Annotated in this window: 22 protein-coding genes; 9 read left to right on the top strand and 13 right to left on the bottom strand. The window is 68.4% G+C overall.

Features of this window, described 5'->3' with window-relative positions:
* Positions 1–367: 367 nt before the first annotated feature.
* Entirely contained in the window at positions 368–646 is a 279-nt protein-coding gene (locus AC3WLY_RS16485; RefSeq protein WP_492310086.1) for a type II toxin-antitoxin system RelE/ParE family toxin, read from the top strand.
* Between the two features lie 13 nt (positions 647–659).
* A complete protein-coding gene (locus AC3WLY_RS16480; protein WP_175963310.1) occupies positions 660–968 on the top strand; it encodes a HigA family addiction module antitoxin in 309 nt (102 codons plus the stop codon).
* A gap of 30 nt (positions 969–998) precedes the next feature.
* Here AC3WLY_RS16480 and lpxL read toward each other — a convergent pair whose 3' ends face one another.
* A complete protein-coding gene (lpxL, locus tag AC3WLY_RS16475; RefSeq protein ID WP_175963311.1) occupies positions 999–1883 on the bottom strand; it encodes a lauroyl acyltransferase LpxL in 885 nt (294 codons plus the stop codon).
* A gap of 265 nt (positions 1884–2148) precedes the next feature.
* Here lpxL and metK point away from each other — a divergent pair, with 265 nt between their 5' ends.
* A complete protein-coding gene (gene metK, locus AC3WLY_RS16470) occupies positions 2149–3336 on the top strand; it encodes a methionine adenosyltransferase (protein ID WP_175963312.1) in 1188 nt (395 codons plus the stop codon).
* A gap of 110 nt (positions 3337–3446) precedes the next feature.
* Here the strand turns inward: metK and AC3WLY_RS16465 are convergent, their stop codons facing one another.
* Entirely contained in the window at positions 3447–3788 is a 342-nt protein-coding gene (locus AC3WLY_RS16465) for a hypothetical protein (RefSeq protein ID WP_072437584.1), read from the bottom strand.
* Between the two features lie 353 nt (positions 3789–4141).
* Between AC3WLY_RS16465 and AC3WLY_RS16460 the strand changes: the two genes are divergently transcribed.
* Positions 4142–4915, top strand: coding sequence for a phytanoyl-CoA dioxygenase family protein (locus AC3WLY_RS16460; RefSeq protein WP_492310087.1), 774 nt, complete (start codon positions 4142–4144; stop codon positions 4913–4915).
* 144 nt (positions 4916–5059) lie between these two features.
* Here the strand turns inward: AC3WLY_RS16460 and AC3WLY_RS16455 are convergent, their stop codons facing one another.
* The gene (locus AC3WLY_RS16455) at positions 5060–5266 is read right to left on the bottom strand and encodes a DUF3185 family protein (protein WP_034179318.1); all 207 of its coding nucleotides are present in this window, start codon (positions 5264–5266) and stop codon (positions 5060–5062) included.
* Between the two features lie 185 nt (positions 5267–5451).
* Between AC3WLY_RS16455 and mgrA the strand changes: the two genes are divergently transcribed.
* A complete protein-coding gene (gene mgrA / locus AC3WLY_RS16450; RefSeq protein ID WP_131947895.1) occupies positions 5452–6495 on the top strand; it encodes an L-glyceraldehyde 3-phosphate reductase in 1044 nt (347 codons plus the stop codon).
* A gap of 100 nt (positions 6496–6595) precedes the next feature.
* Here mgrA and AC3WLY_RS16445 read toward each other — a convergent pair whose 3' ends face one another.
* Both AC3WLY_RS16445 and AC3WLY_RS16440 read right to left on the bottom strand, forming a co-directional pair.
* A complete protein-coding gene (locus AC3WLY_RS16445; RefSeq protein ID WP_072437673.1) occupies positions 6596–6781 on the bottom strand; it encodes a hypothetical protein in 186 nt (61 codons plus the stop codon).
* Positions 6782–7084: 303 nt separating this feature from the next.
* Positions 7085–7966 carry a DMT family transporter gene (locus AC3WLY_RS16440; protein WP_492310088.1) on the bottom strand — a complete coding sequence of 294 codons (882 nt, stop codon included), beginning with the start codon at positions 7964–7966 and terminating at the stop codon, positions 7085–7087.
* An 813-nt stretch (positions 7967–8779) separates the two neighbouring features.
* Here AC3WLY_RS16440 and AC3WLY_RS16435 point away from each other — a divergent pair.
* Together AC3WLY_RS16435 and AC3WLY_RS16430 are read left to right on the top strand one after the other, a co-directional pair.
* Positions 8780–8992, top strand: coding sequence for a hypothetical protein (locus AC3WLY_RS16435; RefSeq protein ID WP_004198969.1), 213 nt, complete (start codon positions 8780–8782; stop codon positions 8990–8992).
* 56 nt (positions 8993–9048) lie between these two features.
* Complete coding sequence (locus tag AC3WLY_RS16430; protein WP_492310089.1) at positions 9049–10071, top strand: serine/threonine protein kinase; 1023 nt, start codon at positions 9049–9051, stop codon at positions 10069–10071.
* A 72-nt stretch (positions 10072–10143) separates the two neighbouring features.
* Here AC3WLY_RS16430 and AC3WLY_RS16425 read toward each other — a convergent pair whose 3' ends face one another.
* Both AC3WLY_RS16425 and AC3WLY_RS16420 read right to left on the bottom strand, forming a co-directional pair.
* Positions 10144–11586, bottom strand: coding sequence for a coniferyl aldehyde dehydrogenase (locus tag AC3WLY_RS16425; RefSeq protein ID WP_175963316.1), 1443 nt, complete (start codon positions 11584–11586; stop codon positions 10144–10146).
* Between the two features lie 39 nt (positions 11587–11625).
* The gene (locus AC3WLY_RS16420) at positions 11626–11982 is read right to left on the bottom strand and encodes a hypothetical protein (protein WP_492310090.1); all 357 of its coding nucleotides are present in this window, start codon (positions 11980–11982) and stop codon (positions 11626–11628) included.
* 329 nt (positions 11983–12311) lie between these two features.
* Here AC3WLY_RS16420 and AC3WLY_RS16415 point away from each other — a divergent pair, with 329 nt between their 5' ends.
* Complete coding sequence (locus AC3WLY_RS16415; protein WP_492310091.1) at positions 12312–13952, top strand: GMC family oxidoreductase; 1641 nt, start codon at positions 12312–12314, stop codon at positions 13950–13952.
* A gap of 54 nt (positions 13953–14006) precedes the next feature.
* Here AC3WLY_RS16415 and AC3WLY_RS16410 read toward each other — a convergent pair whose 3' ends face one another.
* Genes AC3WLY_RS16410 through fliF form a run of 6 tightly spaced genes read right to left on the bottom strand, consistent with a single transcriptional unit; the run spans position 14007 to position 20865 of the window.
* Positions 14007–15395, bottom strand: a complete 1389-nt coding sequence (locus AC3WLY_RS16410; RefSeq protein ID WP_492310092.1) for a flagellar hook-length control protein FliK — start codon at positions 15393–15395, stop codon at positions 14007–14009.
* Between the two features lie 31 nt (positions 15396–15426).
* Positions 15427–15885 carry a flagellar export protein FliJ gene (gene fliJ / locus AC3WLY_RS16405; protein WP_072437578.1) on the bottom strand — a complete coding sequence of 153 codons (459 nt, stop codon included), beginning with the start codon at positions 15883–15885 and terminating at the stop codon, positions 15427–15429.
* A gap of 5 nt (positions 15886–15890) precedes the next feature.
* On the bottom strand, positions 15891–17444 hold the full coding sequence (fliI, locus tag AC3WLY_RS16400; RefSeq protein ID WP_072437577.1) for a flagellar protein export ATPase FliI: 1554 nt from the start codon (positions 17442–17444) through the stop codon (positions 15891–15893).
* A complete protein-coding gene (fliH, locus tag AC3WLY_RS16395; RefSeq protein WP_175963321.1) occupies positions 17438–18121 on the bottom strand; it encodes a flagellar assembly protein FliH in 684 nt (227 codons plus the stop codon). Before fliH ends, fliI begins: the two co-directional genes overlap by 7 nt.
* A complete protein-coding gene (gene fliG / locus AC3WLY_RS16390) occupies positions 18114–19109 on the bottom strand; it encodes a flagellar motor switch protein FliG (RefSeq protein ID WP_175963322.1) in 996 nt (331 codons plus the stop codon). The genes fliH and fliG overlap by 8 nt, the downstream gene beginning before the upstream one ends.
* Positions 19099–20865, bottom strand: coding sequence for a flagellar basal-body MS-ring/collar protein FliF (gene fliF / locus AC3WLY_RS16385; protein ID WP_310135647.1), 1767 nt, complete (start codon positions 20863–20865; stop codon positions 19099–19101). The genes fliG and fliF overlap by 11 nt, the downstream gene beginning before the upstream one ends.
* 250 nt (positions 20866–21115) lie before the next feature.
* Between fliF and fliE the strand changes: the two genes are divergently transcribed.
* Positions 21116–21460, top strand: a complete 345-nt coding sequence (fliE, locus tag AC3WLY_RS16380; RefSeq protein ID WP_072437573.1) for a flagellar hook-basal body complex protein FliE — start codon at positions 21116–21118, stop codon at positions 21458–21460.
* The last annotated feature ends 2 nt before the right edge of the window (positions 21461–21462 follow it).

The following is a 21462-nucleotide window of genomic DNA, read 5'->3' as shown; positions in this document are numbered from 1 at the left end:
CCGCGGCCATGCCGGGCGGTCTCGTTCGTCGTGCTGATCTCAGCCGTAAATGATACATGCAGCCGACAGGGGCGTCCCGCGCGGACGGGCGTTTCGCGTCGCCAGTGGAGATGGGATGGGCGGTATCTATCGATCGGTCGACTGGTCGCGTCAGCGGCGAGGGGACAAATTGACGCAGTGTGGTGGGCGTTGTCGCAGCGCAGGCGAGGCTTGGCGATGCGTGCCCGACGCACGGTAAAAGCACGGGACGACCCGGATGAGCGTTTTCGTACGGGTCAAATTGACAAGGTTATCAAGCGATTCGTATAGTCTGGCTATACGCCTGTAGGCCATGCTGTCGACATCGCGACTTGAGTGTGGGAGGTCCATGATCAAGTCATGGCAGCACAAGGGGCTGGAAGCGTTTTTCATGAACGGGAGCAAGGCGTGCATCCTGCCGGACCATGCTCCAAGACTGCGGCGCCAGCTTGCCCGTCTCGACGTGGCGAGCCGGCCGCTCGACATGAACGTGCCGGGCTGGCGGTTCCACGGTCTTGCCGGCGGGCTGGAAGGTTACTACGCGGTGAGCGTGAGCGGTAACTGGCGCCTGACGTTCAGGTTTGAGGGCTCCGATGTCGTCCTGGTCAATTACCAGGATTACCACTGAGGTGATTTAAGCCATGACACGCATCTTCAATCCGCCTCATCCGGGCGAAGCGCTGCGCGATGACGTGCTGCCGGCGCTCGGCCTGACCGTCACCGAGGCCGCCGCGCAGCTCGGCGTGACGCGCGCGGCGCTGTCGCGGATCCTGCACGGCCATGCCGGCATCTCGCCGGAAATGGCGCTGCGTCTCGAAGCGTGGCTGGGCGAGGACAGCGGCGGCAGTGCGGATCTATGGCTCGCGCAGCAGGTTGCGTTCGATCTCTGGCAGGCGCGCGCGAAAGGCGCGCCGAAGGTGGCGAGAGCGCGAGCGCAGGCGCGCGCATGACGGCGCGCCCGCGGGTTTCGCCCGGCAGGGTCAGTACAGGCTCGGCTCGCCGGGCGGGCGCGTCTTGAAGCGCTTGTGGACCCAGTAGTACTGCTCGGGCATCAGCGGGATCTGTTCCTCGAGGAATTCGTTCATCCGCCGCGCGTCGAGATCGTCGTCGCCGGTCGGGTACCGATCCCACGGCTTGAATACCTTCAGCCGGTAGCCCTTGTAGTTCGGCAGCACCTCGCCGATGAACGGCACGAGCTGCGCTCGGCCCGTCTTCGCGAGCCGGCCGACGGCCGTCAGCGTGCAGGCCGGCACGCCGAAGAACGGAACGAACGTCGAGTTGCGCAGCCCGTAGTCCATGTCGGCGCCGAGCATCACGGGCTTGCGGTCGCGCAGCCAGCGCAGCACGACGCGCGCACTGTCCGCGCGGCCGACCATCTCGGCGTCGAAGCGCCCGCGCGCCTTCTTCGCTTCTTCCTCGAGCACCGCGTTCGAGAATGGCTGGTAAAGCGACCCGCAGCGGCGCTGCAGCGACCGGTTGAGCCAGATCGAACCGGCTTCGATGCCGACGAAGTGCAGGCCGAGGAACAGCGTCGGCGGCAGGTCGGGATCGGTGAGGTCGACCGCGCTGTCGACCTGGATCAGCTTCTCGAGCTTCTTCGCGGAGCCGAACCACTGCACGCTGCGCTCGACGTAGCTGCGGATCGCATGGCGGAAATGCAGGCCGGCCACTTCCTCGCGCCGTTCGTCGCTCCAGTCCGGGAAGCAGAGTTTCAGGTTGGTGTGTACGATGCGTTTTCGCCGGCTGGGGATCTGGTACAGCATCCAGCCGAGACCGTCGCCGAGCCGCGCGGTCAGGCCGTACGGCAACAGGGCGAGCAGCTTCAGGAAGCCGATGGCGAGATGCGTGCCGAGGCGGCCTAGCATGCGGCACCTCCGTGGGGCCGGATGGCCGGCGCGTTGCGAGCAGGGTGGTAAGACAGCGGAAGAAACAGCACGGGCGGCGCTCTGTGACAATTCAGGAAAGCCGCTATAATACGGGCTTCGCCGAGTTAACTGACAACTTGCGGGGCGAAGCCGGCTGGCGCGAAGCGCGCTGCCCGGTCCTGGTAATCCGCTAAAGCGTCGCCGCTTCAGGCCCAACGAAGCTGGCTACGTGAAACCAACCGTAACCACACAGGAGCCTGAAAAAGTGGCAAACGATTATCTCTTCACGTCCGAATCCGTCTCCGAAGGCCATCCGGACAAAGTCGCGGACCAAATCTCGGACGCGATTCTCGACGCCATCCTCGAGCAGGACAAATATTCGCGCGTTGCGGCGGAAACGCTGTGCAACACGGGTCTCGTCGTGCTGGCCGGTGAAATCACCACGACGGCCAACATCGATTACATCCAGATCGCGCGCGACACGATCAAGCGCATCGGCTACGACAACACCGACTACGGCATCGACTACAAGGGTTGCGCGGTGCTCGTCGCATACGACAAGCAGTCGCCGGACATCGCCCAGGGCGTCGATCGTGCCCACGACGACAACCTCGACCAGGGTGCGGGCGACCAAGGCCTGATGTTCGGTTATGCGTGCGACGAAACACCGGAACTGATGCCGCTGCCGATCCACCTGTCGCACCGTCTCGTCGAGCGCCAGGCCAGCCTGCGCCGCGACGGCCGCCTGCAGTGGCTGCGTCCGGACGCGAAGTCGCAGGTGACGGTCCGCTACGTCGACGGCAAGCCCGATTCGATCGACACCGTCGTGCTGTCGACGCAGCACGCACCGGACATCGAGTTGCCCGCGCTGCGCGAAGCCGTGATCGAGGAAATCATCAAGCCGACGCTGCCGGCCGACCTGATCAAGGGCGACATCAAGTTCCTCGTGAACCCGACCGGCCGGTTCGTGATCGGCGGCCCGCAGGGCGACTGCGGCCTGACGGGCCGCAAGATCATCGTCGATACGTACGGCGGTGCCGCACCGCACGGCGGCGGCGCGTTCTCGGGCAAGGATCCGTCGAAGGTCGACCGTTCGGCTGCGTATGCAGGCCGCTACGTCGCGAAGAACATCGTCGCCGCCGGCCTCGCGTCGCGCGCGCTGATCCAGGTGTCGTACGCGATCGGCGTTGCCGAGCCGACCTCGGTGATGGTCAACACGTTCGGCACGGGCCGCGTGTCGGATGCGGTGATCACGAAGCTCGTGCGCGAGCACTTCGACCTGCGTCCGAAGGGCATCATCAAGATGCTCGACCTGCTGCGCCCGATCTACGAGAAGACCGCTGCTTACGGCCACTTCGGCCGCGAAGAGCCGGAATTCTCGTGGGAAGCGACCGACAAGGCGCTCGCGCTGGCCGAAGCGGCCGGCGTGGAGCCGACGGCACGCGTCGCGTAAGCGTCGTTCGCCCGAAACGAAAAACCCCGGCATTGCCGGGGTTTTTTTATGGATTCCGATCGCCGGCGCAACGGCGGCGATCATGGCGGGCAGTGCCCGCCGGCGCAGCTTCAGCGCGCGCCGAACCCGAACCAGCCATTGCTGGCCGCGAGGCGGCGCGGGCGGTTGACGCGGCGTTGCGGGCCGAGCGCGCGGCGCAGCGCGAGCGCGCGCAGCGACGACGGCTTTTGCAGCAGCGAGCGCAGGCCGGCACGGCGTGCGAACGTCTGCGCGCTCATCATCGAGAAAAACGCGTGGAACCACGCGCGGATGCCGTCGAGCCGGCCGTGCGCGGGCGCGCGCTCGGCCAGCGCCTGCGTGCGTGCGCGGTGATGGCGCAGCGGGCGGGCAGGAGCGGACGGCGCGACGCGCTTCGCAGCGCGGTTGAGACGGGAAGTCAGACGGAATGGCATGTGAACGATGCTTCGCTTGTATGGATGGCGCCCTTGAAGAGCGCACTGGTATGAACGGCCTCGGATGACGCAACGGATCATATCGAAAGCCGCTGCGCGCCGCGCCCGCCAGAATTGACAGGCCGCGACAGGCTACAGGGGATTCATGACGGGCAAAAGTCGCGATAAACCCTTGTGCCGCAAGGCGTGTGCCGCATACCGCCTGTCGGTGAGGCCAGCGCCGTGCCGCACAGTTCCCTTGCGCCAGATCAAATCGGCGATTGGCATGCCCCTGCGTACGACAATGGCGCTGTTCGCGGCATCCGGCGCCGATTTACAATCGTCACATTCACACAATAAACGTCTGGCATCCCATGTCGTCTCCATTGCAGTCGGAATCGATCCGCGCGCAAGTCGCGGAATTGCGCGAACGCGGGTTCGTCGTCGCGCGTGGCCTCGTCGGCGAGCAGCAATGCGCGGCGCTCAAGCGGATTGCAGAGCGGCAGTTGCAGGAGGCTGCCGAGCCGATCGAGTTCGAGGCGGACCTGCGCTACCCGGGCGCACCCGAGTCGAAGCATGCGCCGGGCGGGCACACGGTGCGGCGGCTGCTCGATGCGTACTCGCGCGATCCGGCATTTGCCGAGCGCGCGGTCGCACCCGAAATCGGCGCGTGGATGCGCGAGTATTTCGGCGAAGAGCCCGTGCTGTCGCGCGCGCATCACAACTGCATGATGACGAAGCACCCCGCGTACGGCAGCCTGACGGGCTGGCATCGAGACTTCCGCTACTGGGCGTTCGAGCGTTCGGACATGGTGTCGGTATGGCTCGCGCTGGGGCCGGAAACGAACGAGAACGGTGCGTTGTGGCTCGTGCCGGGTTCGCATACGGCCGAATTCGGGCCTGAAGCGTTTGACGATGCGAAGTTCTTCCGCAGCGACCTGCCGGAGAACCGGAAGATGATCGACGCGGCCACGTGCCCGTCGCTCCAGGCGGGCGACGTCGTGTTCTTCCACAGCAACACGCTGCATTCGGCCGGGCAGAACCGTTCCAACCAGGTGAAGTTCTCGCTCGTGTACACGTATCACGGCGCGAGCAACCGGCCGGTGCCCGGCACGCGCTCGGCGGCGAAGCCGGAAGTGCAGTTCTAGGTGCGGATCGGTCGGCGCGGCGAGGCCGCGACGATCACGCGATGCGGCGCATCGCGGGCGAATGAAGCAACGGGCGGCCTGGCCGCCCGTTTCGTTTTGCGCGGCCCGATCAGGGTGACGCGGGCCGTTCGCGCGGCTGCGCGATCAGCGCTTGCCGCCCGGCATCGCGAGGCCGATCAGGCCGACGAACGAAGCGACGGCGCCGCCCACGATCAGCAGGATCGTCTTCGTGGCGGGCGAGCCGGTGAAGAGGCGCGACATGTTGTCGTTGATCGAATGGAACGACTGGCCGCCGAAATACAGCAGCACGACGCCGCCGACGAGCAGCGCAACCGAGATGACGCGGGACATACCAACCTCGCTGAAACGGTGATTCGAGACGCCGCAGTGTAGGCGACGACCGCGGTCGCGTCCATCGCCGTGCGCGCATCGGCCGCCTTCGTTACCATAGCCGTCGTGCGTTTTCTTCGCCGCCGTCGCGCCCTGTGCGCGGCCGGCGCGCGCCCCTCCCTCCGACGTCCTGACGGGAAATACTCATGGCCTACGAAGCAGCTTCCGAACGTTATGCGGACATGCAATACCGCACCTGCGGCAAATCCGGGCTCAAACTGCCCGCGCTGTCGCTCGGCTTGTGGCACAACTTCGGCGACTCGACGCCGATCTCGACGCAGCGCGAGATCCTGCGCACCGCGTTCGACCTCGGCATCAACCACTTCGATCTCGCGAACAACTACGGGCCGCCGTACGGCAGCGCCGAAACCAACTTCGGCCGGCTGCTGAAGGAGGATTTCCTGCCGTATCGCGACGAGCTGCTGATCTCGACGAAAGCCGGCTGGGACATGTGGCCGGGGCCGTACGGCAGCGGCGGCGGGTCTCGCAAGTACGTGCTCGCGAGTCTCGACCAGAGCCTGCAGCGGATGGGGCTCGACTACGTCGACATCTTCTATTCGCACCGCTTCGACGCGCACACGCCGCTCGAGGAAACGGCGGGCGCGCTCGCGTCGGCCGTGCAGCAGGGCAAGGCGCTCTACATCGGCATTTCGTCGTATTCGGCGGCGAAGACGCGCGAGATGGCCGAGTTGCTCGCGCAGTACAAGGTGCCGCTGCTGATCCACCAGCCTTCGTACAACATGCTGAACCGCTGGATCGAGAGCGACCTGCTCGGCGCGCTCGACGACGTCGGCGCGGGCAGCATCGCGTTCACGCCGCTTGCGCAGGGGCTGCTCACGTCGAAGTACCTGAACGGCGTGCCGGCCGACGCGCGCGTGAACAAGCCGGGCGGCGGCTCGCTGAAGCAGGATCACCTGAGCGCGGACAACCTCGAGCATGTGCGCAAGCTCAACGCGATCGCCGAACGGCGCGGTCAGAGCCTCGCGCAGATGGCGCTTGCGTGGGTGCTGCGCAATGGCCGCGTGACGTCCGCGCTGATCGGCGCGAGCCGTGCCGAGCAGGTGCGTGAAAACGTCGGCGCGCTGAAGAACCTCGAATTCTCGGCGGAGGAACTCGCGGAGATCGATCGTTACGCGACGGAAGGCGGCATCAATCTGTGGGAAAAGCCGTCCACCGATCAGGCGATCTGACCGGCAGTCGATACGGCATGCGAAACATCGCATGCCGTATTGCGGGCAGCCTGCCGCATCGATGCGGCGCAGCGATGCGCGTCAGGCACGGGGCGCGCGGCTAGAGCAGTGCTGGCAAGCCTTCGACCAGCAATACCGCGACGCCGACGCCGAGGATGACGCCCAGCACGCGCATCAGGTTGTGGCGGAATTCGGTTGCGCACGGCACCGCGCCGAGAAATAGCGCTCCGGCCAGCGCCATCGGGATCAACAGAATGAAGTCGCCGATCGTGAAATAGGTCGTCATGCGTGTCTCCAGTGTCGGCCGGAGTTGGCGCTTCAGCGCTTACTTCGGCCCCATGCCGGGTATTTCTAGTATTGGTCCGACCCGATTGCGAGCGGGGCGGTCAATTCGAGTATAGGCAACCCGGCGATGTTTTCGCTATCCGAACCATTAAAAATCAGCGGAAAAGCCTCGCGAGTCGCGCATTTTTCCCGCAAGTTCGACGAACGCCTTGCACGCATCTTTCCCGTTCCTTTCGATTTTCGCGGAATTGTCGTATGTGTCCGATGCAGGCCGCCGCACCTGCGGGCGCAGCGGCCTGTCCGCTTATGTGCGGTCGGGTTGCGTGCGTGCGGCCGGCGCGCGGAACACGAGCGCGAGCCCGGCGATGATCGCGCCCATACCGGCGAGCGCGAGCGGTTCGGGCCGGTTGCCGAGCGACACGGCATCCATCAGCGTGGTGACGACGGGCACGAGATAGAACAGGCTCGTCACGTTGACGAGATCGCCGCGCTGCATCAACCGGTAGAACAGCAGTTGCGCGATCACCGAAATCACGATGCCGAGCCACAGGAGCGGCACGACGAACGCCCAGCTCATGTCGAACGAAATCGGCCGGAACGGCACGATCGCCACGCACAGCGCGAGGCCGATCGCATTCTGCAGCGGCAACACGTCGGCGGGTGCCGCGCGTACGCGTTTTTGCAGCAGCGAGCCGACGGTCAGTGCGACGAGCGCCGTGAGCGCGCACGCGATGCCCGCGAGCGGCAGGCCGGCATCGCCCACACCGCGGCATACGACGAGCGCGAGACCGGCCAGCGACAGCGCGAGCCCCGCGACGCGGACGGGCTGCCAGTGCCGCTCGACGATCGCCAGCGTGAGGATCGGCTGCACGCCGAGGATCGTTGCGAGCACGCCCGGCGCGATCCCGCGCTCGAGCGCGAGCAGGTAGAAGATCGAATAGCCGCCCATCATCAGCAAGCCGGTCAGCGCGGCCATGCGCCGCTCGCCGCGCGGCGGCAGCCAGCGTTTGCGCACGAAGGCCAGCGCAAGCAGCACGAGCGATGCGAGCGCAAAACGCGCGGTGAGAAAGACGAACGCGGATGCGTGACGCAGACCGAGTTCAGCGAAGATTGCGCCGCTGCTCCACAGCAGCACGAAGAGCGACGTCGCTCCATGCGCGGCAAGCGCGCGTTTGAACGAAACCATGTGAATTCACCTGTCGAACGGATCGGAACGTTCCATCCGCGCGCGCAGCAAGGCGCCGTGCGTCAAGACGCACGAACGAAGCCGACGGGCGAATGAAAGACGAAACGGAAGCCGGCTGGTCAGCCGGCGCGTGCCGCCGGAGGGGGCGGCGCGGCGCCGACGAGCGGCGGTGCGACAGGAGGCGGGAGGACCGACGGATGCGCGCACGCCTGCGGCCGCGCGTCGAACTGCGGCCGGGATTTTGCGAGGGCGGACGTGAGCGGATGCATCGTGTCGGAATGCGGTTGAACGCGAATGAACGTCAAAGGTACTGCAAGGCCGGCATCCGGCGCAACAACTGTCGGCGGCCCCGCATGGCGAAAGACGCGTTGCGGTGATGCCGGGCGACGCTTGTGCGCGGCGGCTGCGCGAGCCGTGTTCGAGACGGGGGAAGGAGGCTGTAGCGTGCGAGGCAAGCGGCGTGGTTCCGGCAGGCTCGGTCACGCGAAATCTCCTGGCGGCCCGGCACGCGGCAAACGATGTGCGCATTGCGTCGATCGCGGGTGCGCCGCAGTGCCGGGCGGATTCGGCGGGCAGTCACATTCGACAGGGTATGATGGGGGTGTCCGCCCGTGCAAGCGCACGCGCGGCGCAGTGGTTGATTGGAGACATTCGACGAATTCGCGGCACTTCGCCTGCTTCTTCTTCTTTTCGCGCTTCGATAAACCGTGAACAATGGGATTACGCGCAACGCTCCGTCGAGAGCGGCGCGGATCGCGCATTTGCCGGCTCGCCAGCGGGCCGGGTTTCAAGATTCAAGAGTGGGGAACCATCATGCATGTCGGGTCGATTGTCTGCACTACCCATATCGCGGTGCCGAAGGGCGCGCGCGGCATCGTCCAGCGCATCCTGGGCGACATGGCCATGGTGACCTGGTACGCGGGCGTGCCGGGTGAGTCGAAAGAACTCAACACCGAGCCGTTCTTTCTCGAGGATCTGATCGACACCGGCGAATCCGTGCTGCCGGCCGGCGCGGCGCTCCACTAAGCGAACACCGCACCGGACGCTCGTCTTTCGGCCCGGCTGGCGGCACAATGCGGGGCATGACAGACGCCACTTCCGCTCCCGCTTCTCCCGCCGGCCCGCCGTTCGCCGGCCTCACGCCCGAGTGCGTGCTCGACGCGCTCGACAGCGTGCTGATGCCGGCCGGCCTGCGCACCGACGGGCGCCTGCTCGCCCTCAACAGCTACGAAAACCGCGTCTACCAGGTCGGCATCGAAGACGGCCCGCCGGTCGTCGCGAAGTTCTACCGCCCGGCGCGCTGGTCGGACGATGCGATCCTCGAAGAGCATGCGTTCGTCGCCGAACTCGCCGAGCGCGAGATTCCGGCGGTGCCTGCGCGCACTTTCGACGGCCGCACGCTGCACGCGTTCGACGGTTTTCGTTTCTCGATCTTCGAGCGGCGCGGCGGCCGCGCACCCGATCTCGATCGCAGCGACACGCTCGAATGGCTCGGCCGCTTCATCGGCCGGATTCATGCGGTCGGCGCGACGCAGCCGTATGTCGCGCGTCCCGTGCTCGACATCGAGACGTTCGGCCATGAGCCGCGCGACTACCTGCTCGCGCACGATTTCATTCCGGATGACGTACGACCCGCGTACGAGACGGCAGTCGCGCTCGCGCTCGAAGGTGTCGAGGCCGCGTTCGAACGTGCGGGCGAGATTCGCCTGCTGCGCACGCACGGCGACTGTCATCCGAGCAACGTGCTGTGGACCGATGGCGGCCCGCACTTCGTCGATTTCGACGACAGCCGGATGGCGCCCGCGATCCAGGATCTGTGGCTGCTGCTGCCGGGCGACCGCGAAGGCGCGTCGCGCGCGCTGGCGGACCTGCTGACCGGCTACGAGGATTTCTGCGAATTCGAGCCGCGCGAGCTGCATCTCGTCGAAGCGCTGCGCACGCTGCGACTGATCCACTACGCGGCGTGGCTCGCACGGCGCTGGGACGATCCCGCGTTCCCGGCCGCGTTTCCGTGGTTCAACACGCATCGTTACTGGGAAGCGCGCGTGCTCGAACTGCGCGAGCAGATCGGCGCGATGCAGGAAGGGCCGCTCTGGCCCGTGTGACGGCGCGCGCGGCACCGGTGCCGCGCGGCAGGCTTGCGCGGGCCGCGGCGCGATGCGCGCGGCCCGTCCGGTTCAGAACTTCAGCATCAGCTTGATCAGCGCGGCGAAGCGCTTGCCGTACGGCGGCGCGAGCAGGTTGCGCGCGTTCAGGCGCGCCTGCGTGAGCACGGGCTTCATCTTCGAGAACGTCACGAAGCCGTCGTAGCCGTGGTACGCACCCATGCCGCTCGCACCGACGCCGCCGAACGGCAGGCTGCCGCACGCAATGTGCATCAGCGTTTCGTTGACCGACACGCCACCCGAGATCGTTTCGTGCATCACGCGGTCGATCGTGCCGCCGTCCTCGTCGAACAGATAGAGCGCGAGCGGACGCGGGCGCGCATTCACGTATGCGATCGCCTCGTCGAGCCGCTCGTACGGCACGAGCGGCAGCAGCGGCCCGAAGATTTCCTCCTGCATCAGTTGCGACGCGGCCGGCACTTGCGTGATCGCGCACGGCACGAAGCGGCGCGACGCAGGGTCGGACTGCGCGTCGGACAGCGGGTGCAGTTGCGCGCCGGCCGCCTGCGCATCGCTCGCGAGTTGCTGCAGCCGCGCGTAATGGCGCGGCGACACGATCGTCGTGTAGTCGCCGTTGGCCGACAGGTCGGGATACATCTTCGCGAATCGTGCTCGCGCCCGCTCGATGAACGCGGCTTCCATGCCGCGCGGCAGCAACACGTAGTCGGGCGCGATGCAGGTCTGGCCCGCGTTCAGCGTCTTGCCCGCGACGATCGCGTCGACGGCCGCGTCGAAGCGTGCATTCGGTCCGACGATCGCCGGCGACTTGCCGCCGAGTTCGAGCGTGACGGGCGTGAGGTTGTCGGCGGCCGCGCGCATCACATGGCGGCCGACCTGCGTCGAGCCGGTGAACAGCAGATGATCGAACGGCAGCCCGCTGAACGCGGCGCCGACCTCCGCATCGCCGTTCACGACCGCGACGTGGTCGCGCGTGAAGGTCTTCGCGATCAATTGCTCGAACAGCGCCGACGTGCGCGGCGTCAGTTCGGACATCTTGACGATCGCGCGGTTGCCGGCCGCGAGCGCGCAGATCAGCGGGCCGGCCGCGAGCAGCACCGGGTAGTTCCATGGCACGACGATGCCGACCACGCCGAGCGGCTGCGGAATCACCTTCGCGCGCGCCGGGCGCAGCCACTTGTTCATCGGCTTGCGGATCGGTTTCATCCAGCGCTTGCCGTGCTTGAGCGCGTCGTCGATCTCTTCCTTCGCCATCCAGATTTCCGACAGCAGCACTTCCTGCTTCGCGCGATGGCCGAAATCGGCGCTGATCGCTTCGGCGAGCGCGTCCGCGTTGTCGATCAGCATCGTGCGCAGCGCGCGCAGGTGCTGCGCGCGCGTCTCCCATGCCGGGTACGGTGCGCGCAGGTAGGCCGCGCGCTGGTCGCGCAGCAGCGACGTCAGCGCGTCGGCCGGCGACAGTGCTTGCGGGGCCAGTTCGGGCAGGTCGTTCTTCATGTTGTCTCCTCCAGTTGGGCCTGGCTTGTCGGCCAGCCGTCACGCCGCACGCGAGCGCTCGGCGAGCGCGGCGACGCGGATCGGGGTGGTGCGCGTCGCGCGGCGCGGGGCCTGATGCGACGCATGCTCGAAAACCGGTTGCAGCGTGGGGCGGGCGTCGCATCCGCGCGACGGTATCCGCATCCGAAAATCGCACCGCGGCGTGTTCGCGTGCCGCGCGATACGACTGTTGCCGGGCGCGCGACGCCGCAGCGCGAGCGCTTGCCGGTGCACCGAAGCGTGGCCGTGCGACGCGCACGCCGATACGGGCCGCAGCACTTCGTGCCGCTGCGGCGGACAGCCGTCCAAACGGTCGGCGACCACGCGCGCCGTTCGATTTCGATCGGCCGCGCGCATGTCGCTGCAGGTCCCCGCGCGGGCAGTCGTTTGAAATGAAATGCAGGCCACGCGCGTCGCATCCGGGCAACCCGGTCGGCACGCGGCCTGCAGAACCTGGCGCTGCATCGTCGTCTCTCCCGTTTCGCGACGGATCGGCTTCTCGTGGCCGGCGTGTCGCGCGAAGCGAATCGATACATCTTAAATTTAGTTCACGCGGGCGTTTAGAGGAATCGCTCTTGAATCCGCGCGCCGCGCGCATGACGGCCATTCCTACAATGCCCGAACATTACAGGGACGCGGTCGCGCGGCGGTGCCGGGCGCCTTCCATGACACGACGGAGACGCGACATGCAATACGACTACATCATCGTCGGCGGCGGTTCGGGCGGTTCGAGCCTGGCAGGCCGTCTCGCCGATGCCTGCCCCGACGCGACGATCGCGCTGATCGAAGCCGGCTCGCATACGGAGCGCAACCTGCTCGTCAACATGCCGGTCGGCATCGCGGCGCTGGTGCCGTTCAAGCTCGGCACGAACTACGGCTACGAGACGGTGCCGCAGCCGGGCCTCGGCGGGCGGCGCGGCTACCAGCCGCGCGGGCGCGGGATGGGCGGTTCGAGCGCGATCAACGCGATGATCTATACGCGCGGCCACCCGGGCGACTACGACGAGTGGGCGCGGCTCGGCGCAACGGGCTGGGGCTGGCAGGACGTGCTGCCGTATTTCCGCCGCGCGGAAGGCAACGAGCGCGGTGCCGATGCGTGGCACGGCGCGGACGGCCCGCTGTCGGTGTCGGATCTGCGTTTTCGCAATCCGTTCTCCGAACGATTCATCCAGGCCGCGCACGCGGCCGGCTATCCGCTGAACGACGACTTCAACGGCGCGACGCAGGAAGGCGTCGGCTTCTATCAGGTCACGCACCGCGACGGTTCGCGCTGCAGCGTCGCGCGTGCTTACATCTATGGCCGCAACCGGCCGAACCTGCACGTGATCACCGATGCGACGGTGCTGCGCGTCGGCTTCGACGGCAAGCGCGCGGTCGGCGTCGCGATATCGCGCAACGGCCGCGTCGAGACGCTCGGCGCGCGCGCGGAAGTGATCCTGTCGGCCGGTGCGTTCAATTCGCCGCAACTGCTGATGTGCTCGGGGATCGGCCCGGCGGAGCAATTGCGCCGGCACGGGATCGCGGTCGTGCAGGATGCGCCGGACGTCGGCACGAACCTGATCGACCACATCGACTTCATCATCAACACGCGCGTGAATTCGTCTGAACTGGTCGGCGTGTGCATGCGCGGGATCGCGAAGATGACACCCGCACTCGCGCGCTATTTCTCGAGCCGCACGGGGATGATGACGAGCAATGTCGCGGAGGCTGGCGGCTTCATCAAGAGCGATCCGTCGCTCGAGCGTCCCGACCTGCAGCTGCATTTCTGCACGGCGCTCGTCGACGACCACAACCGCAAGATGCACTGGGGCTTCGGCTATTCGCTGCACGTATGCGCGCTGCGGCCGTTCAGCCGCGGCACGGTGGCGCTCGCGAGCGGCGATGCGCGCGACGCGCCGCTGATCGATCCGCGTTTCTTCAGCGATACGCGCGATCTCGACCTGCTCGTGCGCGGCACGCAGGCGATGCGCCGCATCCTGTCGCAGGCGCCGCTCGCATCGCAGGGCGGGCGCGAGCTGTACACGCGGGCGGACCAGAGCGAAGCCGAGCTGCGCGCGACGATCGTCGCGCATGCCGACACGATCTATCACCCGGTCGGCACGTGCCGGATGGGCTCCGATGCGCGCGCGGTCGTCGATCCGCAATTGCGCGTGCGCGGCGTCGAAGGGTTGCGCGTGGTGGATGCGTCGGTGATGCCGACGCTGGTCGGCGGGAACACGAATGCGCCGTCGGTGATGATCGGCGAACGCGCGGCGGACTTCATCGTCGCGGCGCGCAGGGGCGGCGTGCCGCGCGGCGAGGCGGCCGCGGCGGTGCACGGCCGCTGAGCGGCGCGCACCGGGCGGCGGCCGGCGCAAGCCCGTTATTGGCGGGAACAGGCCCTATGCAAACGTATCGACGAGGCCGGCGCGGCTCACGCTCGCGGCGGCCGGTGCGGATTGCGCAGCGTCGGCGGGTGCATCGACGGCTGACGATCCGCCGTGCCCGCGGCGCGGCGACTGGCCGCCGGCGAAGGTCTGTTGCGGGTTCTGCTGCTGCGATGCGAAGCCGCCGTCGCTGACGGTCGCGCTGCCGAGCCCGAGCCCGCCCGCTTCCATCGCTTCGCGCAGCTTCGGCAGCGCGGCTTCGACCGCGTCGCGCACCTGCGCATGCTGCGACACGAACAGCGCGTGCGCGTGGTTGTCCGCGACGCGCAGCACCACCTGCAGCGGCCCGAGATCGGGCGGGTTGAGCGTCAGCTCGGCGCTCTGCTGGTGCGCGTTCGACAGGAACACGACCTTCTGGCTCAGCGCGTCCGTCCAGTCGGCGGTGCCGACGTGCGGCGCGAGCACGTGCGTGTTGGCGGCGGCGATCGCGCTCGCTGCCGGCGACAACTGCAGGTTCGCCTGAGCCGCGGCCGCAGCCGATGCACCGGCCGCGAGCGTCGCGCTGGCGGCCGGGTCCGTTGCGTTGCTGGCGGCCGCGAGCGCATGCTGCGCGCCGGTCTGCGCGCTCGCGTCGGCCTGCAGCGCCTGCGCGGTGGCCTGCGTCGGCGTCTGCTGCGTGGCGAGCGCCCCTTTCGCGTCGGCGAGCGTGCGGTCGAACGTCGGCACCTTCGGCGTCAGCGGTGCGGCGGCGGTCGATGCAGAAGATGCCGACGATGCCGGTGCCGATGTCGAAGCCGTCGTGCCGCTTGCGGGTGTCGCGATCGCGCCCGAGCCGCCGGTCAGCTTGGCGAGCGCCGCTTGCAGCGCGTCGCGGCTCGACGCCGGCGTGGCCGGCTGGGCGGCCGCATCCCCGGCCGCGTGGTCCGCCAGCGCGGCCGTCGCATCGGGCTGGCCGGACACGGCCGTCTTTTGCACGGTAGCGGTGGCGGTAGCGGTAGCGGTAGCGGTAGCCGTAGTCGTAGCGATAGCGGCGGCATCGGCCGGCGTCGCATTGTCCGTGCGCGCCTGCAGTTGTGCCTGCACGGCCGCGGCGGCCGCGAGCGCTCCGGCGTCGGGGTTGGTGGTGGCGTTCGCGGCGTCGGTCGACTGATCGTCGTCGGTGCCGGACGGCTTCGTGCCGGCAGCCGGCTTCGACGCGGCCTGCGTCGTCGACGCATCCGGCGTGGCGGAATTCGCCGCGTCGCGCCGCGTGGCGACGCTTTGCTTCAGCGTCTGCGCGAACGGCCCGGCGGCCGTGACGGCATCGTTGCCGGCGGCGGTGCCGGACGAACCCGCGCCGCGGGCGGCCTTGAGTGCGGCGCCGGCGGTGTCGATCAGCGCGCCGAGCAGGGGCAGGGGAGGCATGGCGGTTCTCTCGTTCGAATGCGGTGGTCGGTTACGACGAGCGGGCCGCGTCGGCCCGCATGCGCAGGATTTTCGCGGCGTGTTCGTCGGCGTCGCGCTGTTCGCGACGGGCGTCGAGCCGCGCTTCCTGCGCGACGCCGCGCGCCTGCAGGATTTCATACGAACCGACGGTGCGTTTCTTCTGTTGCCAGTTCGGGCGCGCCTCGTCGATGCGGACTTCGGCCGCGGCCAGCACGTTGCGCTGCTGCGCGATCGCGGCGTCGAGCGTGTCGATGAATGCCTGGAAATTGCGCCAGTTGCCGGCCGGCATCCCGTGCTGCGCGGATTGCGCGAAGCGCGCGTGGTATTCGTCGCGATAGCGCAGCAGCGCGTCGAGCTGCTCGGTAGCCGCGGTGCGGTCGCGCTGTGCGGTGCCGAGCTGCTTCGCGGCCGTGTCGAGGTCCTCCTGCGCGCGGTCGAGCAGCAGTTGAAGGGGAAAGCCGTGAGCCATCTTGATCAGCCTCCGTAAGCGTCGAACAGCGCATCGAGCCCGGCGAGGCTCGACGCGAACGGCGCGCATTCGCGAAAGCCCTGCTGCAGGAACGCCTCGATGCGCGGATAGAGCGCGATCGCGCGGTCGAGCTGCGCGTCGCGTCCGGGGGCGTACGCGCCGACCGCGATCAGGTCGCGATTGCGCTGGTAGCGCGACAGCATCTGCTTGAACTGCCGCACGTGGTCGAGATGCGTTTCGTCGATCAGCGCGGTCATCGCGCGGCTGATCGACGCCTCGATGTCGATTGCCGGATAGTGGCCGGCCTCGGCGAGCGTGCGCGACAGCACGATGTGGCCGTCGAGGATCGCGCGCGCCGAATCGGCGATCGGGTCCTGCTGGTCGTCGCCTTCGGTCAGCACCGTGTAGAACGCGGTGATCGAGCCGCCGCCCTCCGGCCCGTTGCCGGTGCGTTCGACGAGCGCGGGCAGCTTCGCGAACACCGACGGCGGATAGCCCTTGGTCGCGGGCGGCTCGCCGATCGCCAGCGCGATCTCGCGCTGCGCCATCGCGTAGCGCGTCAGCGAATCCATCAGCAGCAGCACGTGCTTGCCCTGGTCGCGGAAATATTCGGCGAGCGACGTCGCGTAGGCCGCGCCCTGCATCCGCAGCAGCGGCGACACGTCGGCCGGCGCCGCGACGACGACCGAGCGCGCGAGCCCGTCCTCGCCGAGGATCTGTTCGATGAATTCCTTCACTTCGCGGCCGCGTTCGCCGATCAGCCCGATCACGATCACTTCCGCGCTCGTATAGCGCGCCATCGTGCCGAGCAGCACCGACTTGCCGACGCCGGAACCCGCGAACAGGCCCATCCGCTGCCCGCGGCCGACGGTGAGCAGCGCGTTGATCGCGCGCACGCCGACATCGAGCACGTGGTGGATCGGTTCGCGTTCGAGCGGGTTGATCGACGGCGCCGACAGCGGCGCATCGACCTTCGATGCGAGCGGGCCGAGGCCATCGAGCGGGCGGCCCGACGCATCGACGACGCGCCCGAGCATCTCCCAGCCGACCGGCAGCCGCTTCGCGCCCGCGAGCGGATCGGCGACGGGCGCGCTTTCGAGCGGCCACACGCGTGCGCCGGGCAGCACGCCGGCGACGTCGGTGGTCGGCATCAGGAACAGGCGGTCGCCGGCAAAGCCGACGACTTCCGCTTCCGCGTGCGGCAGCGTGCTGCCGGGCGGCAATTCGATCGTGCATTCGGCGCCGACCGACAGGCGCAGCCCGATCGCCTCGAGCACGAGGCCCGCCGCGCGCGTGAGGCGCCCGCACGGCCGCAGCGGCAGCGCGCGGTGGCTGCGGGCGGCGAGCCCGTTCAGGTGCGTGCGCCAGTGCGCGAGATGCGGATTGTGCGGCGCGCGCGGCGCGGCGTCGGGTGCGGCGGCCGTTGAAGCGGTCGCATGCGGTTTCGTGTCGTGTGCGGTGTCGTGCGCGCCAGCGGGGCCGAACGACGCGAGCGCGAGTTCGCGCTCGAGCGGCGTCATGCCGTCATGCGCGAGCGATTCGGGCGACCGCGTCACCACGTGCTCACCTTGCCGATCGCGGCGGCGACGCGCTGCCAGCGCGTGGGCAGCGTGGCGTCGACCTCGCCGGTCGCGGCGTGCGCGCGGCAGCCGCCGCGCTCGATCGATGCGTCGGTGCGCACGTTCCAGCCGAGCGTATCGAGATCGTCCTGCAGATAGGCTTCGACGACGGGCAGGTCGGCCGGATTCACCGCGAGATGCGGCGCGCCGGACAGCGCGGGTTCGGCCGCGAGCACGTCGCGCACGGCCGCGACGAGCGCGGCCGGGTCGTGCTTCACGTGCTGGCGCACGACCTGCTGCGCGATATCGAGCGCGAGTTGCGCGATGTCGGAGGCGAGGTCGTGCTCGGCGGTCGACACGGCCTCGCGGAACGACGCGGCGAGCGCCGTGAGCTGCGCGGCCTGTTCGCGCGCATCGGCCTGGCCGGCCTCGAAACCCTGCTCGCGGCCCTGCTCGAAACCGGCCCGATAGCCGAGCGCCTGGCCTTCGACGTGGCCGGCCGCATGGCCTTCGGCGTGCGCGGCGTCGCGCACGCGCTGCAGTTCCTCGGCGAGCGCGGCGGCGGCCGCTGCCGCGTCGTCGGGCGGCGGCGGGGGCGGCGGCGGGTCGAACGACGCCATCTCCCACCGCTGGTAGGCGGTGAGGGTGCCCGCGCGATCGCTCGCCGAATCAGACATACGCGTCTTCCGCCTTGCCGCCGATCGCGATCTGGCCGCTCTCGGCGAGGTTGCGCACGATCTGCAGGATGCGGCGCTGCTGCGTCTCGACATCGGACACGCGCACCGGGCCGCGCGCGTCGAGATCCTCGGCGAGCAGTTCGGCCGCGCGCTGCGACATGTTCGCGAGGAACTTCTGGCGCAGCGCGGGCGGCGCGCCCTTCAGCGCGATGATCAGCGTTTCCGATTCGACTTCCTTCAGCACCATCTGGATCGCGCGATCCTCGAGGTCGAGCAGGTTCTCGAACACGAACATCTGGTCGATGATCTTCTGCGCGAGATCGGCGTCGTACTGGCGCACGCTTTCGAGCACGCCTTCCTCATGCACGCTCGTCATGAAGTTCAGGATCTCGGCCGCGGTGCGGATGCCGCCCATCGGGCTGCGCTTCAGGTTGTCGCTGCCGGACAGCAGGCCGGTCAGCACGTCGTCGAGCTCGCGCAGCGCGGCCGGCTGGATGCCGTCGAGCGTCGCGATCCGCAGCAGCACGTCGTTGCGCAGCCGCTCGGTGAAGCACGACGCGATCTCGGACGCCTGGTCGCGGTCGAGGTGCACGAGGATCGTCGCGATGATCTGCGGATGCTCGTTCTTGATCAGTTCGGCCACCGCGCCCGAGTCCATCCACTTCAGGCCCTCGATGCCGCTCGTGTCGCTGCCCTGCAGGATGCGGTCGATCAGCACGCCGGCCTTGTCCTCGCCGAGCGCCTTGGTCAGCACCGAGCGGATGTAATCGCTCGAATCGAGCGACAGCGCGGTGTGCTCCTCGGCTTCCTTCACGAAGTCCTGCAGCACGCTCTCGACCTGCTCGCGCGTGACGTTCTTCAGCGCGGCCATCGCGGCGCCGATCTTCTGCACCTCGCGCGGCGCGAGGAACTTGAATACCTCAGCGGCCTCTTCCTCGCCGATCGACATCAGCAGCAGCGCGCTCTTGGTCAAGCCTTCAGCGTTCATCGGACACCCAGTTCTTCACGACGGTGGCGACGATCTTCGGATCCTGGCGGGCGATCGTGCGCGCGTAGTCGAGGTTGCGTTCGTAGCGGTTCTTCTCGGATTCGAAGCCGAGCAGCAGCGGATCGGGCTCGTCGTCGGCCTTGACCGGCGCCGGCAGGCCGTCGAGCACGACCGGATCTTCCGGCGCCGCGAGCGCCGGCGCGGCCGGCTCGGGCGGCGGGAACGCGCGGCGCATGGCCGGGCGCACGAACATGAAGTAGAGCGCCGCCGCGGCCGCCGCGATGCCGAGCCACTTCGCGGCTTCCTTCGCCATCGCGATCATGTCGGGCTGGCGCCACCACGGCAGGTCGGCGTACGGATCGCTCGCGGTCGAGAACGCGCTGTTCACGACGTTCACCGAGTCGCCGCGCTTCTCGTCGTAGCCCATTGCGTCCTTCACGAGCTGCTCGACCTGCGCGAGCTTCGCGGGCGGCAGCGGCTGCATCGTCACGTGGCCCTTCGCGTCGGCGACCGGCTGGTAGTTGACGACGACCGCGACCGACAGCCGCTTCACGCTGCCCATCGGCTGTTCGAGATGGCGGATCGTCTTGTCGAGCTCGTAGTTGGTCGTCTGGTCCTTGCGGTCGCTGACCGGCGTCGTCTGCGGCGCGTTCTGGCCGTTGCCGGCGACGACCGGCGCGGAGGCCGGCTGCGGCGGCGTGTTCGACAGCGCGCCCGGCACGCCCGACGCGCCGCCCTGCGCGAGTTCGGTCGCGCTGCTGGTCTGCTGGCTGCGGATCGCGGCCTGCTGCGGCACGCCGTTCGGGCCGTAGCTTTCCGACGTCTGCTCGATCTTCGAGAAATCGAGGTCCGCGCTGACCTGCGAGCGCGCATTGCCGGCGCCGAAGATCGGCGCGAGGATCGCGTCGATGCGCTTTTGCGTGTTGTGCTCGACCTGCTGCACGTACTTGAGCTGGCTCGCGTCGAGGCCGGACGCCGACGCCGACTGGGTCAGCAGGTTGCCGTCCTGGTCGACGATCGTCACGTTCTTCGCGGGCATGTCGGGCACGCCGGACGACACCATCCGCGTGATCGCCTGGACCTGTCCCTCGTCGAGCACGCGGCCCGGGTAGAGGTCGACGAACACCGACGCGCTCGGCGCTTCCTTGTCGCGCACGAATACCGACGGTTTCGGGATCGCGAGATGCACGCGCGCGCCGCGCACGGCGTTGATCGATTCGATGGTGCGCTGCAGTTCGCCTTCGAGCGCGCGCTGGTAGTTGATCTGTTCGGCGAACTGGCTGATGCCGAATTTCTGGTTGTCCATCAGCTCGAAGCCGACCGAGCCGCCCTTCGGCAGCCCCATCGCGGCGAGCTTCAGGCGCGTTTCATGCACCTGGCTCGACGGCACGAGGATCGCGCCGCCGGCATCGGCGAACTTGTAGGGAACGTTTGCCTGCTGGAGCGCGGTGATGATCGCGCCGCCGTCGCGGTCCGACAGGTTGCTGTACAGCACGCGGTAGTCGGGCGTCCGGCTCCACAGCACGAGCGCGGTAATCGCGGCGATCGCGAGCGCGGCGGCGATCAGGAACGGCAGCTTCGGGTTGCCCTTCATCCGCGAGATGCCGGGAATGCGCTCCGCGAAGCCGCCGAGCCCGAAGTCCGCGCCGGCGACGCCCGCGCCCGGCAACGCGGCGGCCGCGGCGGCGCCGGGCGCCGGGCTGGCGAGGCCCGCGCGGGCGTCGGGGTTGATCAGCGAGTTGGCCTGCGAATCCATGCGTCGAGTTTCTCCGGAGCGGGACGACTGAGCTCGCTCGGGCGAGCGGGCGGACAATGACACGATGCGATTATCGTGATCCGGGCCGTACTCCGATCGACCGAAAAGAGCGGGGTTTCCCCCGTACTTTCTCGGCTTTGCCGCGCGGCGCGCTGCTATCCTTTTTCGCGATCCGGCATGGTGCGCGTGGTGCGGCGCCGGCGGAAACGCCCGGTGCGTCCGGGTCTCTTCTCTTATGTCTGGGGACAGCATGGCTGCGAACGTCAGCGGAATCGGTTCGGTGTTGCAACAGATGCAGTCGATGGCCGCGCAGGCGTCGGGCGGCGTCGCGAGCCCGACGGCGGCGCTTGCCGGCTCGGGCGCGGCGACGGCCGGCACGTTCGCGAGCGCGATGAAGGCGTCGCTCGACAAGATCAGCGGCGACCAGCAGCACGCGCTCGGCGAGGCACAGGCGTTCGAGGTCGGCGCGCCGAACGTGTCGCTGAACGACGTGATGGTCGACATGCAGAAAGCGAACGTCGGCTTCCAGTTCGGGCTTCAGGTCCGCAACAAGCTAGTGAGCGCTTACAACGACATCATGCAGATGTCGGTGTGACG

It is taken from the genome of Burkholderia sp. FW306-1C-G01B (assembly GCF_058781685.1).
This window is presented reverse-complemented; position numbering and strand designations above follow the sequence as displayed.

Coding starts and splice junctions, on each gene's coding strand:
- AC3WLY_RS16420 (WP_492310090.1), bottom strand. CDS start 11,982: ATGCGCGCGGCCGATCGAAATCGAACGGCGCGCGTGGTCGCCGACCGT.
- AC3WLY_RS16455 (WP_034179318.1), bottom strand. CDS start 5,266: ATGTCCCGCGTCATCTCGGTTGCGCTGCTCGTCGGCGGCGTCGTGCTG.
- fliG (WP_175963322.1), bottom strand. CDS start 19,109: ATGAACGCTGAAGGCTTGACCAAGAGCGCGCTGCTGCTGATGTCGATC.
- fliE (WP_072437573.1), top strand. CDS start 21,116: ATGGCTGCGAACGTCAGCGGAATCGGTTCGGTGTTGCAACAGATGCAG.
- AC3WLY_RS16465 (WP_072437584.1), bottom strand. CDS start 3,788: ATGCCATTCCGTCTGACTTCCCGTCTCAACCGCGCTGCGAAGCGCGTC.
- AC3WLY_RS16485 (WP_492310086.1), top strand. CDS start 368: ATGATCAAGTCATGGCAGCACAAGGGGCTGGAAGCGTTTTTCATGAAC.
- AC3WLY_RS16460 (WP_492310087.1), top strand. CDS start 4,142: ATGTCGTCTCCATTGCAGTCGGAATCGATCCGCGCGCAAGTCGCGGAA.
- AC3WLY_RS16445 (WP_072437673.1), bottom strand. CDS start 6,781: ATGACGACCTATTTCACGATCGGCGACTTCATTCTGTTGATCCCGATG.
- AC3WLY_RS16435 (WP_004198969.1), top strand. CDS start 8,780: ATGCATGTCGGGTCGATTGTCTGCACTACCCATATCGCGGTGCCGAAG.
- lpxL (WP_175963311.1), bottom strand. CDS start 1,883: ATGCTAGGCCGCCTCGGCACGCATCTCGCCATCGGCTTCCTGAAGCTG.
- AC3WLY_RS16415 (WP_492310091.1), top strand. CDS start 12,312: ATGCAATACGACTACATCATCGTCGGCGGCGGTTCGGGCGGTTCGAGC.
- AC3WLY_RS16410 (WP_492310092.1), bottom strand. CDS start 15,395: ATGCCTCCCCTGCCCCTGCTCGGCGCGCTGATCGACACCGCCGGCGCC.
- AC3WLY_RS16430 (WP_492310089.1), top strand. CDS start 9,049: ATGACAGACGCCACTTCCGCTCCCGCTTCTCCCGCCGGCCCGCCGTTC.
- AC3WLY_RS16425 (WP_175963316.1), bottom strand. CDS start 11,586: ATGAAGAACGACCTGCCCGAACTGGCCCCGCAAGCACTGTCGCCGGCC.
- AC3WLY_RS16480 (WP_175963310.1), top strand. CDS start 660: ATGACACGCATCTTCAATCCGCCTCATCCGGGCGAAGCGCTGCGCGAT.
- AC3WLY_RS16440 (WP_492310088.1), bottom strand. CDS start 7,966: ATGGTTTCGTTCAAACGCGCGCTTGCCGCGCATGGAGCGACGTCGCTC.
- fliJ (WP_072437578.1), bottom strand. CDS start 15,885: ATGGCTCACGGCTTTCCCCTTCAACTGCTGCTCGACCGCGCGCAGGAG.
- fliH (WP_175963321.1), bottom strand. CDS start 18,121: ATGTCTGATTCGGCGAGCGATCGCGCGGGCACCCTCACCGCCTACCAG.
- fliF (WP_310135647.1), bottom strand. CDS start 20,865: ATGGATTCGCAGGCCAACTCGCTGATCAACCCCGACGCCCGCGCGGGC.
- mgrA (WP_131947895.1), top strand. CDS start 5,452: ATGGCCTACGAAGCAGCTTCCGAACGTTATGCGGACATGCAATACCGC.